Origin of the sequence: Streptomyces sp. NPDC101234 (genome assembly GCF_044767525.1) — a bacterium.
Lineage (GTDB): Bacteria > Actinomycetota > Actinomycetes > Streptomycetales > Streptomycetaceae > Streptomyces > Streptomyces sasae.
Map to the genome: position 1 here is coordinate 215,728 of NZ_JBIWOA010000011.1, position 18,283 is coordinate 234,010.

The 18,283-nt window shown below is 71.3% G+C and carries 10 protein-coding genes; 6 read left to right on the forward strand and 4 right to left on the reverse strand.

The genetic code is table 11. The features are described 5' to 3' along the window. The first annotated feature begins 16 nt into the window (after positions 1-16). From ACIRR9_RS21840 to ACIRR9_RS21865, 6 genes are all read left to right on the forward strand, one after another. Positions 17-802, forward strand: coding sequence for a carbohydrate ABC transporter permease (locus tag ACIRR9_RS21840; protein ID WP_260328689.1), 786 nt, complete (start codon positions 17-19; stop codon positions 800-802). 181 nt (positions 803-983) lie between these two features. Next, positions 984-1,892, forward strand: coding sequence for an alkaline phosphatase family protein (locus ACIRR9_RS21845; protein ID WP_403754437.1), 909 nt, complete (start codon positions 984-986; stop codon positions 1,890-1,892). Further along, positions 1,889-4,831, forward strand: coding sequence for a glycoside hydrolase family 2 TIM barrel-domain containing protein (locus tag ACIRR9_RS21850; RefSeq protein WP_403754206.1), 2,943 nt, complete (start codon positions 1,889-1,891; stop codon positions 4,829-4,831). Before ACIRR9_RS21845 ends, ACIRR9_RS21850 begins: the two co-directional genes overlap by 4 nt. A 49-nt stretch (positions 4,832-4,880) precedes the next feature. Next, positions 4,881-6,716, forward strand: coding sequence for a LamG-like jellyroll fold domain-containing protein (locus tag ACIRR9_RS21855; RefSeq protein WP_403754209.1), 1,836 nt, complete (start codon positions 4,881-4,883; stop codon positions 6,714-6,716). A gap of 26 nt (positions 6,717-6,742) precedes the next feature. Then, on the forward strand, positions 6,743-8,440 hold the full coding sequence (locus tag ACIRR9_RS21860; RefSeq protein ID WP_403754212.1) for a PHP domain-containing protein: 1,698 nt from the start codon (positions 6,743-6,745) through the stop codon (positions 8,438-8,440). Between the two features lie 152 nt (positions 8,441-8,592). Further along, complete coding sequence (locus ACIRR9_RS21865) at positions 8,593-9,486, forward strand: alpha/beta fold hydrolase (protein ID WP_403754214.1); 894 nt, start codon at positions 8,593-8,595, stop codon at positions 9,484-9,486. A 5-nt stretch (positions 9,487-9,491) separates the two neighbouring features. On the opposite strand, the gene fxsT is transcribed toward ACIRR9_RS21865, so the two are convergent. From fxsT to ACIRR9_RS21885, 4 genes are all read right to left on the reverse strand, one after another. Continuing rightward, the gene (fxsT, locus tag ACIRR9_RS21870) at positions 9,492-13,541 is read right to left on the reverse strand and encodes an FxSxx-COOH system tetratricopeptide repeat protein (protein ID WP_403754217.1); all 4,050 of its coding nucleotides are present in this window, start codon (positions 13,539-13,541) and stop codon (positions 9,492-9,494) included. Further along, entirely contained in the window at positions 13,531-14,898 is a 1,368-nt protein-coding gene (locus tag ACIRR9_RS21875) for a TIR-like protein FxsC (protein WP_403754220.1), read from the reverse strand. Before ACIRR9_RS21875 ends, fxsT begins: the two co-directional genes overlap by 11 nt. 112 nt (positions 14,899-15,010) lie before the next feature. Then, on the reverse strand, positions 15,011-15,805 hold the full coding sequence (locus ACIRR9_RS21880) for an aminoglycoside N(3)-acetyltransferase (protein WP_403754222.1): 795 nt from the start codon (positions 15,803-15,805) through the stop codon (positions 15,011-15,013). After that, positions 15,802-17,943 (reverse strand): FxsB family cyclophane-forming radical SAM/SPASM peptide maturase, encoded by a 2,142-nt coding sequence (locus tag ACIRR9_RS21885; RefSeq protein WP_403754225.1) that lies wholly within the window; start codon positions 17,941-17,943, stop codon positions 15,802-15,804. Before ACIRR9_RS21885 ends, ACIRR9_RS21880 begins: the two co-directional genes overlap by 4 nt. Between the last annotated feature and the right edge of the window lie 340 nt (positions 17,944-18,283).

Here is an 18,283-nt window from a genome sequence, read left to right on the forward strand (position 1 = left end):
CGCGCACATCATCCTCATGGCGGCCGTCCTGCTCTCGGTCTTCCCGTTCGTGTGGACGATCGTCATGGCCACCAACACCACCCAGGACATCTACAAGAGCCCGCCGAAGTTCACCTTCGGCTCCCACCTGCTGGAGAACATCCGGCACGTGCTCAACACCATCGATTTCTTCGGGTCGATGCTCAACACGGTCATCGTCGCGACCGTCACCACCGTCCTGGTGCTCTTCATCGACTCGCTGGCGGCCTTCACCTTCGCCAAGTTCGACTTCCCCGGCCGCAAGGTGCTCTTCGGCACGCTGCTGCTGTTCATGATGCTGCCGCTGCAGCTGGCGATCCTGCCGCAGTTCATCCTCATGTCGAACATCGGCTGGGTCGGCATGCTGAAGGCGCTGGTCCCGCCCGCCCTGGCCAACGCCTTCGGCATCTTCTGGCTGCGCCAGTACATCGAGAACGGCGTGCCCGACGAACTCCTCGACGCCGCGCGCATCGACGGCGCCGGGTTCTTCCGCCAGTACTGGAACATCGCGCTGCCGATGATCAGGCCCGCGCTGTCCTTCCTCGCCATCTACGCCTTCGTCGGTGCCTGGAACGACTACGTCTGGCCGCTCATCGTGCTCACCAACCCCGACCACGTGACGCTCCAGGTCGAGCTGGCCCAGCTCAACGTCGGCCACACCACCGACTACAGCATGGTCATGGCCGGTGTGCTGATGGCGTCGCTGCCGCTGGTGCTGGTCTTCGCCATCTTCGCCCGCGGCTTCATCGCGGGCGCCACCGAGGGCGCGGTGCAGGGCACCTGACCCGCGCCACGTGTGAGACACACGTGTGAGACAGAGGAGGGATCCGGTGACGGACGCCGACGCCGGGCGGACGCGGGCAGCGGAGGGTGCGGGACCCTCCGCCCGCCTGCCGTTCGCCCGGCGCCGTGCCGTGCCCCCCGGCCGGGACGGCACCGCGCACGGCAAAGTACTCGTGGTGGGCATGGACGGACTGCGCCACGACCGGCTGGTCCTCCCCCAGCCTCCGGCCGGGGAGACCCCCATCTCGCTTCGCTCGCCTGCCCACGCGCCGGTTCTGCACGGCCTGATGGCCACGGGCGCCCACGGCACCAGCCTGCTGCCGTACGGCGAGGCGGACGGCCAGGCCGCGGACGGGCCGTCGACCAGCATGGCCTACACCGATTCCGGGCCCGGCTGGTCGAGCGTGCTGACCGGGGTGTGGCCCGACCGGCACAGGGTGACCGGCAACGACTTCGCCGGCGCCGACTACACCCGCTACCCCGACTTCCTCAGCCGCGCGTCCGCCGCCCGCCCCGGTCTGCGGACCGCGGCCGCGGTGTCCTGGCCGGAGCTGGTCCACCGCGGCACCCTGGGCCCCGGCATCGGCCGGCGCGTCCACTACGACGGCGAGAGCGACGGCTACGCGACCGCGGACGATCTCGTCGCCCGCACCGCCGTCCGCTGGCTCACCGAACACGACCCGGACCTGGTGTTCGTGTACTTCGGCGCCACCGACGAGGCCGGCCACGCCACCGGCCCCCTCTCCCCCGCCTACGACCACGCCCTCCTCGCCCAGGACACCCACCTCGGGCGGCTGCTGGCGGCGATCGACGCCCGGGGCTCCGGCGAGCGGTGGACCGTACTGGTCACCACCGACCACGGTCACCTGGACGCCGGCGGCCACGGCGGCGACACCCGCGCCGAACGCGAGGTCTTCGTGATCCTGGCCGAGCCCGGCGCGCCCGTCGCAGGCACCCTGCTCGACACCCCCCGTCTCGTCGACATCGCCCCCACCGTCCTGGACCGGCTCGGCATCCCCGTCGACCCCGCCTGGGGCCTGGCAGGACGGGTCCTGCCAAGCCCCACCACACCGACTTCGGAATGGTCATGACCGACGAACTTCCCACCGACCCCCTGATCGCCCTCCGTCCCTGGGAGGCACCCGAAGTGACCTCCTGGGGGCGGCTCCCCATGAACGCCGTCGACCGGCGCACCGGAGGACTCCCCCTGGACGGCGACTGGCGCTTCCAGTTGCTGCCCGCTCCGGACGCGCCGGTCGGCGGCTCCTGGTCCACGGCGTACGTCCCGGGTGCCTGGACCGTGCAGGACACGGACGACCTGCCGCAGTACACGAACGTCACCATGCCGTTCCGGGAGTTCCCTCCGAAGGTGCCGGCCGTCAATCCGACGGGGGTCTACGAGCGTGAACTCGACGTCCCCGCCGAGTGGGCCGGGCGGCGCATCGTGCTCCAGGTCGGCGCGGCGGAGAGCGTGCTCCTCGTGCACGTCGACGGGCGGCCGGTGGGCGTCTCCAAGGACTCCCACCTGGCGGCCGAGTTCGACCTGACGGAAGTCGTGCGTCCCGGCGAGCGATCGGTCCTGCGGCTGACCGTCGTCAAGTGGTCGGACGCGACGCACATCGAGGACCAGGACCAGTGGTGGCACGGCGGGATCACCCGTTCCGTGCTGCTGTACGCCACGGATCCGCTGTATCTCGCGGACGTGACCGTACGGGCGCGCCTGGACGGCGAGTTGCGGGTGGACTGTCTGGTGCGGAACGCGGCGGGCGACCGGGCGCTGCCCGGGGGCTGGTACGTCACCGGTGACCTGGACGGCGAACCCCTCGCGCAGGACGCCGAGTTCGACCGCCTCAACACCGAGGACGACCGGGTGTCCGACTTCCTCGGCGAGGCCCGTATCCATGCCGTCGTGCCCGAGGTGCGCACCTGGAACGCGGAGGAGCCCGAGCTGTACGGGCTGACCGTCCGGCTGCACCGCGCGGACGGCACGGTCGCCGACGCGTCGCACCACCGCGTCGGCTTCCGCGACGTCGAGATCGTCGGCCGAGACCTGCTGGTCAACGGCGAACGCGTCTTCATCCGCGGTGTGAACCGGCACGACTTCCACCCCCTGACCGGGCGGACGGTGTCGTACGACGACATGCACGCGGACCTGGTGGTGCTGAAGCGGTTCGGGTTCAACGCGATCCGCACCTCGCACTACCCGAACGATCCGACGCTCTACGACCTCGCGGACGAACTGGGCTTCTACGTCGTCGACGAGGCGGACATCGAGTCCCACGACCACGCGCACGAGATCGCCGACGACCCGCGCTACCTGAACTCCTTCGTGGACCGTGTCTCACGGATGGTGCTGCGGGACAAGAACCATCCCTCGATCATCATCTGGTCGCTGGGCAACGAGTCCGACTACGGGGCGAACCACGACGCGGCGGCGGGCTGGGTGCGGCGGCACGACCCGACCCGGCCGATCCAGTACGAGGGGGCCGCCAAGCTCGGCTGGGCGGACCCGGACGTGGCCTCCGACATCGCCTGCCCGATGTACGCGGCGCTGGAGGACTGTGTGGCACACGCGCTGTCCGGGGAGCAGACCAAGCCGCTGATCCAGTGCGAGTACTCCCACGCCATGGGCAACAGCAACGGCACGCTGGCCGACCACTGGGCCGCCATCGAGTCCACTCCGGGGCTTCAGGGCGGGTTCATCTGGGAGTTCTGGGACCACGGAATTCTCCAGCGGGTGAGCGACGGAAGACCGGTCGGGCGCACAGGCGCCGGACTGTATGACAACGGTGTCGCCGCGCCCGGCCACCGCTGGGCGTACGGCGGCGACTTCGGCGAGGCCCTGCACGACGGGGCGTTCGTCGCGGACGGGATCGTCTTCCCCGACCGCACCCCCAAGCCCGCGATGTACGAGCACCGGGAGATCGCGGCGCCGGTCCGCATCCGGTGCTTCAGGCACGAGGGCGTCGTGCTCGCCAACCACCAGCACTTCCGCGGCCTGGACTGGCTGACGGGCACCTGGGAGCTGGCGCTGGCCGACGGCCGTGCCCTGACCGGCCCGGCGAAGCTGCCCGATCTGCGGCCCGGCGAGACCGCGGCCGTACCACTGCCGTTCGCGGTGCCCGCGGACGGCGGGGAGGCGTGGCTGACGCTGCGGGTGACGGTCGCCGAGGACCAGGCGTGGGCGCCGGCCGGTACGGAGGTCTGCGCGCCGCAGCTCCGGCTCCGGGCGGCGGACGCACCGCGTGAGCGGGTTGCCGTGGGACCGGCCGTCGAGGTGGACGGCGAGGGGCTGCTGCTGCACCCGCTGCTGACGGCCGGTCCGACGCTGTCGTTGTGGCGGGCGCCCACCGACAACGACGAGCTGGGCGGGATCGCGCCGCGCTGGCGCGCCTGGGGCCTGGACCGGTTGGTCCGCAAGGTGGTCTCCGTGCGCCGGGAAGGCGACCAGGTGACCGTACTCGCGGAGTACGCCGGCACCGTGGGGGTGGTACGGCACCGGCAGGAGTTCACGCCGGTCGAGGGCGGGGTGCGGGTCGACGAGTCGGCCGAACTCCCCCAGGAGTTCCACGACGTGGCCCGGGTCGGCTCGGTCTTCGAGACGGTGGCCGGGCTCGATCTGCTGGAGTGGTTCGGTCAGGGTCCCTGGGAGTCGTACCCGGACCGCGCCGCCGGAGCCCCGGTCGGCCACCACTCCCTGCCCGTGGACGAGTTGTTCACCCCCTATCTCCGGCCGCAGGAGAGCGGCGGCCGGCACGGCGTACGGCGGTTCACGCTGTCGGCGCCCGACGCCACCGGGCTCGCGGTCGAGCTCGACGAGCCCCGCCAGGTCTCCGTCACCCGCTACCGCGCCGAGGACCTCACCGCCGTCACGCACCACGACGAACTCGTGCCGCGGGCCGGCTGTGTGGTCCACCTCGACGCCGCACACCGGGGTCTCGGTACGGCCTCGTGCGGTCCCGACACCTTCCCCTCCTACCTCGTCGCACCGGGCATCCACCGCTGGAGCTGGACCCTGCGCGTCCTCTGAGATCCCCCCACGCCCTTCGCTGCCCCTTCTGCACACTCACGGAGCACACGTGTGTACTTCGCATGACCACCCTCAGGGCGAGGCCGCGCAGGCCGGAGCCGGAAGACGCAACTTCCTCAGGGCCACCGCGCTGCTGGGCGCCGCCGCCACCGCGGGGGTGGCCCTGCCGGCCGTCGCCGAGGCGTCGTCCTCCGGGTCCGGCCGGCGGCCCGACCCGGAGAGCCGGCGCTTCACCCTCGCGGTGATGCCCGACACCCAGTACCTCTTCGACGGGCCGAGCATCAACCCGGCGCCGATCGAGGCCTCGCTGCGCTATCTCCTGGAGCAGGGCGGCGAGTCCGACGAGAACATCGTCTTCCTGTCCCACCTCGGCGACCTCACCCAGAACGGCGCCGAGGAGGAGTTCGCCGCGATCAGCAAGGCGTTCGGGATCCTCGACCGGCACGGGGTCGGCTACAGCGTGCTGGCCGGCAACCACGACATCAGGTCGTCCACGGACGACCAGCGCGGCTCGACGCCGTACCTGGACGCCTTCGGGCCGCAGCGCTTCCAGGGCAATCCGACGTTCGGCGGCGCCTCCTCGGACGGCTACAACACCTACCACCTGTTCCGGGCGGCCGGGCGGGAGTGGCTCGTGCTGGCCCTGGACTGGCGGCTGTCGGCGAAGGGGTACGCCTGGGCGAAGGACGTCATCGCCCGGCACCCGAAGGCGCCCGTCATCCTCACCACGCATGAACTGGTCGTGGACGACGACGAGTTGTCGTCGTACGGGCAGCAGCTCTGGGACCAGCTGATCGACGAGCACGACCAGATCTTCCTCACCCTGAACGGCCACTACTGGCCGGCCCGCCGCGCCACCCGCAAGAACGCGGCCGGCAACGAGGTGCACCTGCATCTGACGAACTACCAGAACCGCTACTTCGGCGGCGCGGCGATGATCCGCCTCTACCACTTCGACCTGGACCGCGACGTCATCGACGTGGAGACGGTCTCGCCGTGGATCCTCGGCCGGGCCAAGAAGGGCCTCAACGAGCTGGAGCGGCAGGAGATGGAGCTCAGCGGCGACGCGGACCGCTTCTCCGTCGACATCGACTTCGCGGACCGCTTCGCCGGCTTCGCCCCGGTACCGGCCCGCCCGGCGCGGCCCGCCTCACAGCTGCTGGTCCGGGGCACGGCCGCCTACTGGCGGTTCGACTCGGCGGTCTCCGGCACGGTCCGCGACCTGTCCGGCAACGGCAACGACCTCACCGTGGTCTCGGTGGGCGGCGGCACCCTCGGCTGGTCGGCGGACCACCACCCGGACCAACCGGGGCACGGCAGCCTGGAGTTCACGGGTTACAAGTCCCCGCTGAAAGGCGCGTACCTGAAGACCGTCGACGGCGCGCCGCTCAACTCGGCGACCTTCAAGGACGGTTACACCATCGAGGCGTTCTACCGGCTGCCCGCCGACTGGGACGCCTCGCACAACGCCTGGTCCGGCCTGGTCAGCCGCACCGGCCGCAACGGCTCGGTCGGCACGGTGACCGACGACCCCGACGAGCCCCTCGCGACCCTCTCCCTCTCCGACGGTCCCGGCCCGCAGTGGGCGGTGCACCCGCTCAACCAGCAGCAGCTGGCCACCAACTGGGGTGACGAGACCGACCCCGAGATCTGGTGGCACGTGGCCGTGGTCAACGACGGCCGGCACACGGTCATGTACGTCCAGGGCTGCCCGGTGGCCCGCAACCCGCACGCCCCCGCGATCGGTATCGCCTCGTCCGGGAAGCCCTGGCTGCTCGGCGGCTACGAGTACGCGGACAAGATCGACCAGATCCTGCACGGCCGCCTCGGCGACGTCCGGATCGTCGCGCGGGCGCTGCCCGTCTCCTCCTTCATGACCCACTGACCCCCGTCACGAGGATCACCACTTTCATGACCGAGCAGCAGCTCCCCACCTGGGCCGACCCCGCTGTCGCCCCCGCCGAACTCGACGCCCAGGGTGTGTCGAGACGTCAGCTCCTGCGCCGTGCGGGCCTGTTCGGCGCCGCGTTCGCGCTCGGGTCGGCGGCGACCCCGGCGTTCGCCGCGCCCGCGCAGCGCGGCCTGGGCGGCGAGGACCCGCGCCTCGCCTACCTGGTCGGCGACCACCACGTCCACTCCGTGTACAGCCACGACGCCAAGTACACGTTCTCCCAGCAGGCCCAGGCCGCCGCGAAATACGGCCTGGACTGGATGGTGTTCAACGAGCACTCCAACTTCGGACACGCCTACTACGGCGCGAAGCTGGAGCACGCGGAGATCCTCAAGGCGCGCGCCGCGAACCCGCGCCAGCTGATCTTCCAGGGCCTGGAGTGGTACATCCCGGCCGCCGAGCACTGCACGGTCTTCGCCGCGCCCGGCCCCAACGAGACCGATCTGCTCACGCAGTTCGAACTGGCCTACGACGGCAAGCTGCTCGGCTACACCGACGGCTCCGCGGACGGCGCGAACACCGCCCGCAACGAGGCCCACGCCGTCAAGGCCATCCAGTGGCTGGCCGAGCAGCGCCGCACCGGCTATGTCGACGACGTCCTCGTCCTCGCCAACCACCCGCTGCGCCTCGGCATCGACTCCCCGCACGAGATGCGCAACTGGCGGGACGCAGGGTGGGGTGGCGGGAATGACGAGGCCGCCGAGATCATGATCGGCATGGAGGGCGCACCCGGCGCCCAGGGTGCGGCGATCCCCGGCTGGCGCGGCGCCACGTCCATCCGCGGCGAGTACGAGAACAAGCCCTCCGCGCAGTCCTGGGCGGGCTACCCGGCGGACGCGTACCTGACGTACGGCGGCTTCGACTGGGCGACGGCGACGGTCGGCGGCCTGTGGGACGCGATGCTGTCCGAGGGCAGGCTGTTCACGATCACCACCAACTCCGACAACCACCGCACGGTCTTCGACACCTGGAAGAACGGCGACTGGCCGGCCGGGCAGAACTTCGACAACACCGGCAAGCTGCCCGACCCGGTCAACACCGACACCCCGCAGCCCGGCAGCGACTTCTGGCCGGGTGAGTTCAGCCGCACCCACGTCGGCGTCACCCGCTACGGCTACCGTGCGGTGATGGCGGGCCTGCGCGCGGGCCGGGTCTGGCTGGACCACGGCCACCTGCTCGACGGCCTCGACGTCCGGCTGAAGCGGGACTGCGACCACGGCAACGGTGTCACCCTCGGCGGCCGGCTGCGCGTCCGCAAGGGCGAGCGGATCACCCTGTACGTGACGGTGACGACCGCGTCCCGGGCCAACGCCCAGGGAATCCTGCCCCAGTTGGCGCACGTCGATGTCATCCGGGGCGCGGTGCGCGGCCCGCTCGCCGACCGCGACACCTGGCGGGCGCCCGACACGAAGGTCGTCCAGTCCAAGGATGTCAGCGACCGCAAGGGCACCTACACGCTGCACATCCCGATCACCGCGGGCGACGAGTCCTTCTACGTCCGCCTGCGCGGCAGCGACGGCAAGCGGAACGGCGCGGGCTACCTGGGCGCGTCGATCGACCCGCACGGCCCGATCCCGCACGAGCCGGGCAACGGCGACCCGTGGGCGGACACCTGGTTCTACTCGAACCCGATCTTCGTCGACGTGACCGGCTCCTGACGGATCGTCATCCCGGCGGCCTCTCCTCCGCCCCCGCCTCTGTGATATCGCCAAAACTCCGCACACCCGGATGATCTGGGTCACCATGGGGAATGGCCGTTGCACGACGGCAGGGCATACCGCAGTTGACGGGGGCTTCGAGGAGGCCGCGGATGCAGACCGAGGTGTACAGCGGGGACGGTCGGCGATTAGAAGTGGAGATGGCCGGCGATCCCCAGGGCTCGCCGGTCTTCCTGCTGCACGGCACACCCGGCAGCCGGCTCGGCCCCGCGCCCCGGCCGATGCTGCTGTACCACCAGCGGGTCCGCCTGATCACCTACGACCGTCCCGGCTACGGCCGGTCCGACCGGCTGGCCGGCCGTCAGGTCGCCCATGTGTCCGCGGACGTCGCCGCCATCGCGGACGCCCTCGGCATCGAACGCTTCGCCGTGGTCGGCCGCTCCGGCGGCGGCCCGCACGCGCTGGCCTGCGCGGCGCTGCTGCCGGACCGGGTGACCCGGGTCGCGGTACTGGTGAGCCTCGCCCCGCGCGACGCCGACGGACTGGACTGGTTCGCCGGGATGGCCGCCTCCAACGTCCACGAGTACCTCCAGGCACTCGCCGGCCCCGACCAGCTCGCCGCCAGCCTCCGCAAGCGGTCCGTCGCCATCCGTACCGACCCGCGCAAGCTGCTCACCCAACTGCGGTGGGAGCTGACCGAGTCGGACCTGCGGGTGGTCGCCGACGCCGGCATCCGGACCATGCTGCTGCGCAACTACCGTGAGGCGCTGAGCGTGTCCGCCGACGGCTGGGTCGATGACGCGCTGTCCTTCTGCACGCCCTGGGGTTTCTCGCTCGCCGACATCTCCGTGCCGGTGCTGCTCTGGCACGGCGAACAGGACGTGTTCGCACCGGTCAGCCACACCAGGTGGCTGGCCGAACGCATCCCCGGCGGCAGGGCCGTACTGCACCCGCGGGCCGCGCACTTCGCGTCCCTGCGGGTGCTGCCGGACATCGTGACCTGGCTGCTGGGCGGGCGCGGCCGGCTGGCCGCCGACCGCGCCTGACCGTCTCACACCAGGGGCGGCTCCAGGTCCCGGTGGATCCGCTTGCCCTCCCGTACCGTCACGGTGTGCGGATGCTCCTCCCCCAGCAGCCGCTCCAGGTCCGCCTGCGTGCTCTCCTGCAACTGGTCCGCCTCCGGGATCCGGCGCAGGGCGCGCAGGGTCACCGACAGGTTGGCGCGCGAGACGACGGTGTCCGGATGCTTGTACCCGAGGGCCGCCTGGAACCCGGCGACGGCCAGCCGCTCCAGCTCCTCCGCCCGGCGCAGCTCGTCCAGCTCCGCCAGCGTGTTGGCGAGGTTCACCGCGCAGGCCAGCGTGTAGGGGTGTCCGTCGCCCAGCACCTTGCGCAGGACGGCGAGATTGCGTTCCAGCAGCGTACGGGCCTGGTCCGCGGCACCGGAGCCGCGTAGGAAGATCCCGCAGTTGTTCACCGCCGCCAGCGTCGCCGGATGCAGTTCGCCGGGTGCTATCCGGTATTGCCGCACGATGTCCTGCGCCAGCGCGAGGGCCTCCTCCCGGGCGCCGGTCGCGTACAGGTCCGTCGCGTAGTTGAGGGTGCAGTCCAGCACGTCCGGAGTGGTCGTCGGGGTCTCCCGCCGCCGGTAGTGCTCGCGGGTCTGCAGGGTCAGGGCCCGTGCCTCCTCCACGACCCCGGCCTTGCGCAGCGAGACGGCGAGGCTCTTCGCGTTGCGCAGGGTCTCCGGGTACACCTCGCCGAAGAGGTCCATGTACGACTCGTAGCTGCTGCGCAGCAGGGAGATCGAGGCGTCGTACTCGCCGGTCTCGCGCAGGTCGCGGCCCAGGTTGGTGATGCTGATCAGGGTGTGCGGGTGCTGGGCGCCCAGGTCGTTGCGGCGGCGGTCGTAGATCTCCTGGTCGACGTCGCGGGCCTCGTTGAAGCGGCCGAGCAGCCGCAGGCACACGGCCCGGTTGTTGTTCGCGCTGAGGGTGCGCGGATGGTCCTCGCCGAAGCTCTCCTTGAAGCCCTGGTAGGCCTCGGTGGCCATCTCCAGGGCGTCGTTGAAGCGGCCGACGCTGCCGAGGTCCGTGGCCAGACCGCTGGCGGTCATGAGGATGTGCGGGTGCCCTGGGATGAGCAGCGAGCGCTGGCGGGACAGGGTGTCCGAGCCCAGTTCCGCCGCCTCCACGTACTTGCCCAGGGAGCGCAGCACGTTGGCGATGTGGAACTGCAGATGCAGCAGCTGGATCTGGAGGTTGGTGAGGTAGCGCCGTTCCTCGGGGAGGGCGCGCGGCGGCCGGCCGTCGTACGGCATCGGCCGGCTCGCCGGCTTGCCGCCGGCCTCGGTGAGTTCCTCGATGCGTTCGCGGCTGGTTCGCAACTGCCCTTCCCACAGGGTGCGCAGGCCGCCGGCGAAGGTGAGGGCGGCGTTCAGGTCGCCGCGCTTCCAGAGGTAGCGCACCCGGTCGAGGAGGAGCTGGCGGGTCTCGGGTTCGTCGCACGTGCTGGCCTCGGAGGCGTCCAGATGCGGCCAGATGGCGGCGAAGGTGGGCTGGTTCTCCGGGTCGTCGATGGGTTCCTCGCCGGTGGGACGGGCCCCGGCGAGGATGCGGTGCACGACGTGCTGGGCCTCCAGCTGTTCCACGGGGGTCAGCTGGGAGCGGATCACGGCCTGTACCAGCCGGTGCACCTGGATCGAGCCCGGGGAGCGGTCCACCTTGGCGAGCGCGAACCGGCCGATCTCCCGGATCACCCGGCCGAGGACCATCTTCTCCTGGAGCGAGGGGTCCTCGGCGGCCAGGACGCGGATCATCTCGTCGCCGTAGAGGAGTTTCATGGAGATCGGTTCGGCGGCGAAGAACGCGCACAGCTGCAGCAGTCGTACGGCGGCCGGGGAGCGTTCCTTGAGGCGTTCGATGGAGACGTTCCAGGTGGCGCCGACCGGCTCGGGGTAGTTGGCGGGCTGGCTGAACGACAGGACGCGCTCGGCCTGTTCGCCGAGTTCCGCCAGGTACTCGTCGACGGGGGTGCCGGTCTCGGCGAGCCAGGCGCCCGCCTGTTCCAGGGCCAGCGGCAGGTCGCCGACGGCCTCGGCGACCCGGTCGGCTGCGTCGGGGGTGAGGTCGGCGGCCCGGCGCAGCAGATGCTCGATGCTCTCCTCGCGCAGGAACGGGTCGATCTCCAGGGCGGCCCCGTACTGCAGCCAGGTCTGGTTGCGGGAGGTCACCAGGACGTGGCCGCTGCCGCCGGGGAAGTACCGGCTGACCTCCTGCGGTTCGTCGGCGTTGTCGAAGACCAGCAGCCAGCGCAGGGTCGGGCTGGACTGGCGCAGATGGTCCCGTACCTCCTGTGCGGCCTGTGCCGCGTCGTCACCGACCCGCAGCCCGAGTTTCGGCGCCAGGTCGGCCAGCGCGGAGACGATGAGCTCGTTCTGCTCGGAGGGGATCCACCACACCAGGTCGTAGTCGGCGGCGAACCGGTGTACGTATTCGAGCGCGATCTGGGTCTTTCCGACGCCCCCGAGGCCGTAGAGTGCGTAGGCCGCCGCGGAGGTGCCGGAGCCGCTGCTGCCCAGGTCGTCGCGGATGTGTTCCAGCAGGGCGCTGCGGCCGGTGAAGGAGGCGTTGCGCGGGGAGGCGTTCCAGATCCTGGGGACGGTGTCGGGGAAGCGGGCGTCGGGGGTGATCGTGTCGTCGGAGAGCTCGACCGGCAGCGGCGGTTTGCCGAGGGCCCGCAGCAGCGCGGAGGCCGCGTTCTTCTCGTTGGTGCGCACCAGGTCGACGGAGGCCCACTCGCTGAACGTCGGCGCCGGCCGGAAGTCGCCGACCCGGACCGCCACGACCTGCCGGCGCCCCGTGGGGTCGTTGCCGGTGGCCGTCTCCCACACCTGTCGGGCGCGCGCGGACCGCTGGTAGGCCGGGGAGATCACGACGACGGTACGGTCAGCGGGCCGTTCGGCGCCGTCGCCCTCGCAGCCGACGTACCTGGGAATGACCCGGAACCCGGCGCGCGACAGCAGCACCCCGATCCAGTCGGCCCACATCCGGTCCTCGGCGACATAGCTCAGGTGCAGGTCGGCGGGGAGCGAGGAGCGGGTGCGGGTGAACCGGCGCTTGATGCCGAGCCGCACGTCCTCGTCCATCCGCGGCAGTGCGGTGACGGCCTGGTCGCTGAGGACACTGGTGAGCCGTTCGAAGGCGGACAGCAGCGAGGTCGGGTTGCCGGTCTCGTCGCCGAAGGTGGCCAGGGTCTCCTCGTAGGCGTAATAGGGCCGGTACGGCACTTCCACCGACCCCCAGTAGGAGGCCAGTTCGTCTCCGGTCAGCCCGGAGGGGAACCCGTCGAACTTGGCTCGCGCGAGCGAACGGCCGGCGTCCGCCTTCTCCTTCTCACCTTCGTCGATTCGCATGGGGACGGGCAGGATGCGGATCCGGCGGCTGCGGAACCGGTCGTGGATGTCGCGGGCGACCGCGGCCGCGCCGTCGATGCTCTGGTCGCTGAGGGTGAAGCAGTCCACGAGCAGGTCGGGCAGATGGGCGGTGCAGATGTCGGCGATGTCGGAGAGTCCGGTGCGGCTGTCGACGAGAACGTAGTCGTAGTTGCGCCGCATGTCCTCGCGCAGCGCGTCGAAGAACAGGCCACCGCCGAGCCGGTCGTAGAAGTTGTCCCAGTCGAAGGTGGCGACGATCGCCGAGTAGTCGCGGTTCTGCCGGCCCGCGGACACCAGGTCGAGGGTGCCGGGTTCGGGGAACGGCCACTCCACGGACACCGCGTGGCGCTGGATGCGGGCGTACTCGCGGTGCCAGTCCTCGGGGCGCGGCTCGTCGTCGCCGTCGCCGGTGGCCGCCCAGGCGTACTCGGTGAGCAGGTCGATGACACCGGTGGTGGCGCCGACCGTGGCCGGGTCGAGGAACGGATGGAAGAAGCGGTGCAGTCCGGGCGCCTCCAGGTCCCAGTCGACGGCGAGGACGCGTTTGCCGTTGGCGGCCAGGATCCAGGCGGTGTTGGCGAGGGCCATGGTCCGCCCGGTGCCGCCCTTGTACGAGTAGAACGTCACGATACGGCCTGCGCGGCCGTCCTGCTCCTCAAGGCTCAAGGCGGTCTTCCTCCCCGGCGTCCCGGCAGTGTCCGTGCTGGTCGGTGTGCGGATCGGTCTGCTGATCGGTGTTGTGGTCGGCGTGCGGCTCGGTCTGCTGGTCCGTGTGCTGCTCTGCTGGCGTTGCCGTCTCCCCGGCGCCGAGCCGGAAGCGCGGGATGCTCTCTCCCGGCGGTGTCCGCGGGGTGGCCTGTCTCAGGTACTCGGTCGCGGCCCACTGCATGACACGCGGCAGGTGTTCGCCGAGGGCCTTGTGGTCCGGGCCGATCACCACCGGGTGGCGGGCCTGCCGCTGGCGGCGGGTGCGCTCCGGCAGGACGGCCTCCACCTCCGCGGCCACCTCGTGTTCGGCGGCGTCGTCGGAGTCGGCAGCGTTCCACGGCACGACCAGCCCGGCCGCCCTCCGGTCGCGGGTGTCGAACTCGCCCAGCCGGGCGCGGTGTTCGGGGTCGCGCAGCAACCGGTGGTCGAGGAGCAGGACCTCGGGTCCGTCGGCGGGGGCGCGCGCGTGGTCGAACTCCATGACGTCGGGGCGGAATTCGAGGCGGGCCGCGATGTCGGACGCCAGCTTGCCGACCGGATGGGGGTGGGCGGGGTGGAACGGCCGCCAGTCCAGGGGGGTCGGACCGTAGCGGTCGGGGCCGGGCCCTGCGGGCGGCCGCGCGTGCGAGCCGGCCGCGACGCTGATCCGCAGCCCGCGCCCGGTCGCCGAACGAGCCGTCGTGCGGGGCGCGAAGGCGTCGTGCGCGCGGTCCAGTGCCTCCGGATCGCCCCGTTCGGCCACGACGCTCTCCCCCACGTCCACGATCCGCTGGGCCAGGAGCAGCACCGCCTTCTGGTAGTCGCTGCGGAACGAGCTCAGCTTGGCCAGTCCGTACAGCCCGAACCGCTTGTAGCGTTCGGTGTGTTCGGGCCCGTAGTACTGCACGTCCTTCACGCACTCGGGCATCCGGTGCTCGGGGACGGGAGCCCACACGGCGGGGACGACGGCGGTGGGCCGACCGCGCAGGTCCGACACCGGGCTCCGGTCCCGCAGCTGGTCCGGTCTCAGGTACCGGGCCGGCCGCTGGCCGAAAACGGTCCACTCCCTGCCGCACCAGGGGCTGATGAAGTAGCGCGGGGAGTACAGCGGGACGAACACCCGGCAGGTGGTCAGCGACTCCGCGAGTTCCTGGCTCCAGATCTGCCCCGCGCGCATGGTCCGGTCCATGAACCCGGCCGAGCCCGCGGGCACCGTGGTCATGTTCCGGATGTGCACGCACAGATCGCGGAAGAGACGGTGCACCCATAAGTCCGGGTCGGTCTCGTCGGAGCCGTCCCGGGGGACGTGCGCGTAACTGAGAAAGAAATAGGGCACGGTGGCGTCCGCCCCCGTCGGTTCCGTCGGCTGCACAGGATCCCCCGATCCCCCGCCCCGTCGTCCGGGGCGCGGACACTCAGTGTAAGAACCGTGCGGCGTTTTGTGACGGCTAGCGGAAAACCCCGCACAAGCGATTTTCGGACAGCCAGCCGGTGGCGAACCGCACCGCCTCCGCCAGGGGGAACAGCCGTGCCTCGCCGGCGCCCACCCGACCCCGCCGGACTACCGGCACCCGATGCTCGAAGTCCGCCCCCAGAACCGGGAAGTCATGGTCGTCGAGGGCGACGTCCCGGTACGAGGTCCAGGTGCGGATCCCGTCCCGCCGCACCACACAGCGGTACTCCCGCTCGGGCGGCTCGCCGACCCGGTACTCGGCGAGGTGGAACGCGCTGCACACCCCGTACCCCACCCCGAGCAGCAGCACCTGCGCCCCCGCCCGCTCCAGCCGTGCGAGAGGGGACCGCTCCCCCAGGTGGCACTCCTCGTCGTGTCCGGCCGCCAGGTCCCGCGCCCGCGCGCCGAGCGCCGCGAACGAGGTCTGCGGATGGGCACTGCGCACGGCCCCGTCGGCGCACCGCACCGCCTCGGCCAGCCGCCCCATACCCTCGGAGGGCGTGCGGTCCCGCTCGAAGGGGGGCATCTGCGCACGATGAGCCGTCAGTTGACGTTCCGTCATATCCCGGGTGCGGTCGAGATACGACGGTGAGGTGTCGGAGTTGCCGGCGGTGAAGGCCGGTACCACGACCGTGCCGCCGGGGCCGAGGGCGTCGAGCAGTGCGGCGAGGACGGTCTCGGGACCGGCGCCGACGCGGTGCAGGGAGGCGTGGACGAGCAGGGTGGCTCCGGAGGCGACGCCGAGTTCCGCGAGGTCCTTGGCGAGCGCGCCGACGCCGCCCCCGTTCACAGTGACCGGCCGATGCCGTCGACGAACCGTCGCCCGAGCGCGGTCAGCGAGGCGGAGTCCGACAGCTCCCGCCACCGCGCCCGGGTCCGGGCGGCCGAGCGGGGGTCGTCGTGCAGGGTGTCGGTGGCGGCACGGGCGTAGGTGTCGGCGAGGAGCGCTCCGGTGGACGTGTCGGCTTCGTCGTGCAGTTCGCATTCGTCGAGCAGGACGTCCAGGATGCCGAGCCGGAATCCGCGCACCAGGTCGGCGGCGGCACGGACCGGTTCCGGGTCGCGGGGTGCGAGGTGCAGACCGAGGGCGGCGAAGCCGCTCCCGGCGCCGGTGGCGTCCGGTCCGGGCGGGGCGACGAGGGGGGACAGCACGCGGAGCCCGGCCGCCATGCCCGCGGCCGTACCCGGCAGCGCCTGGACGATCAACTGCCACGCCTGGGGCAGCACTTGACGCCACAGCGCGACCTCGTCGTCCGTCAGCCGTGACCGCACGGGGACGGCGAAGGAGTCCCGGTACGGGTCGATGTCGTCGAGGGCGACCTCGCATCCCCCGAACCGCAGCCGGCGTACCGGCTCCCAGCCGGCGCACCGCAGGACGTCCGAGGTCAACTCGACGCTGTCGCCGACGGTTTCGACACGGAGCCGGCCGGCCCCGGGGAGATACGCGATGCCGTCCGTGACCGGCACCTCGACGGAGTCGGCCGCTCCGACGGGCAGAGCGGCGGCGGCCACCAGCGAGGCCAGGTGGTCGGGGGAGGCGGTGGCGTCCAGACAGCGGATGGCCCAGGGGCGAGTGTAGGGGTGCGCCAGGAGCGAGGGGAGCACGCGCTCGTCCCGCAGCTGGAGGTCCAGGGCGAGCTGCCAGGCAGGTTCCCACAACTTCCCTGCGGGGCGGGCGGGTTCGGCGTTGAGTTCCTTGAGCAGGTCCAGGGTGACGTGCTGCCGGATCTCGGCCAGGGCCCGTACGGCGGTGCCGTCGTCGGTGCCGTCGGCCAGTGCGTCGAAGCCGTCGACCGGGCGGGCCGCGTCGACTCCGGTGCGGGTACCCAGCGACTCGACGAGTTGTTTCAGATCGGCGCAGTAGACCGAAGGGTTGTCGAATCCGCTGCCGTCGCCGCGGTAGCGGTGCGCGAAGAGGCCGCCACCGCAGGAGCGGACGACGGGGCAGGCACGGCACTGGGCGGACAGATCGTCGAGTCCGTGCTGGCGTGCGGTCATGCCGGGGTGCCGGGAGACCTCGTCGAGGGTGTGCCGGAAGACGTCCTTGCCGGTGCCGGGGGCGCCGTCGTACGCGGTCTTGAGGGAGTCGGCCTGCTCGTAGGTGCCGTCGGTCTCGACCACGACGACATCGGCCGATTCCAGGCCCATCGACTCGGTCTGCGCGGGCCCGCCGCCCAGCGTGCTGATCACGGAGTCGAAGAGCCGCACCGGCACCGGGCGGCCCTGTCCGGTCCACCGGTCGTGAATCGCCAGCAGCCAGTCGGCGTACGGGGTGGCCGTGTCCTGCGGGCGCGGCGGTGGCGTGTCCCAAGTGGCGTGCGGGAGAAGGAAGTCGATGCGCGGTGGCCGCAGCAGGGCGAGCGCGTCGTAGACGGCGACCGGATCGTTGCGCACGTCGACCGTGCAGAGGATGCCTGCGAAGAGGTGCCGGTAGCGGTCCTGCCGGAGGCGGGCGATCGCCGCGAGCACCTTGTCGTAGCTGCTGCGGCCGTCGCGGTAGAGGCGGTGGCGGTCGTTGGCCGCGCGGTCGCCGTCGAGGGAGATGCCGACGCGGACGTCGTACTCCGCGAACAGGTCCAGGTAACGCTGGTTGAGCTGGAGGCCGTTGGTGTGGATGCGCAGGTCGAGGTCGCTGATGCCCCGTAACGCGCCGCGCAGTTGCTCACAGACGAACCGTAGCCGTCCGGGCCCGGCCAGCAAGGGCTCGCCTCCGTGCAGGATGACCTGCACGGAGGCGAGTTCGTGCGCCTTCGCGTGCTCCGCCAGCCGCAGTGCCGTCCGGGACACGATCTCCTCGGAGATCACCGTGGGCCTGGATGTCCAGCTCTGGTCGGCATGCTCGTAGACATAGCAGTGCCTGCATGCGAGATCGCACCGGCTGTGTACTTTCAGCACCAGCTGGCGCAGCGGGACGACGGACCCGGTCATGACGGAGTGTCGGGCGACTTCGGCGGACGTGATGTCAGATGGATGACTGGAAGGTCACCCCTGCCCCTCTGGCTGCCTGCGTGGACGAAAGAGCTCGGCGCACTCCTCTGACCCTCTTCGGGTCGGACGGAGTGTCAAGACGCAGCGTGGCCTTGGGAGACCCGGCGGGGACCATCGACTGTGCAGTCGTTGCTGCAGTGGTTCTTGCTGGAATGGTCACGGCTTTCCCTATGTGTTTCCCTGCGCGGGCAAGGGCTGGGGGACGACAGACCGACCCTGCGTTCACATGGAAGTCCGACAAGGGTCAGTGTGAGCAACTTACAGCCAGCGGGACCCTCTC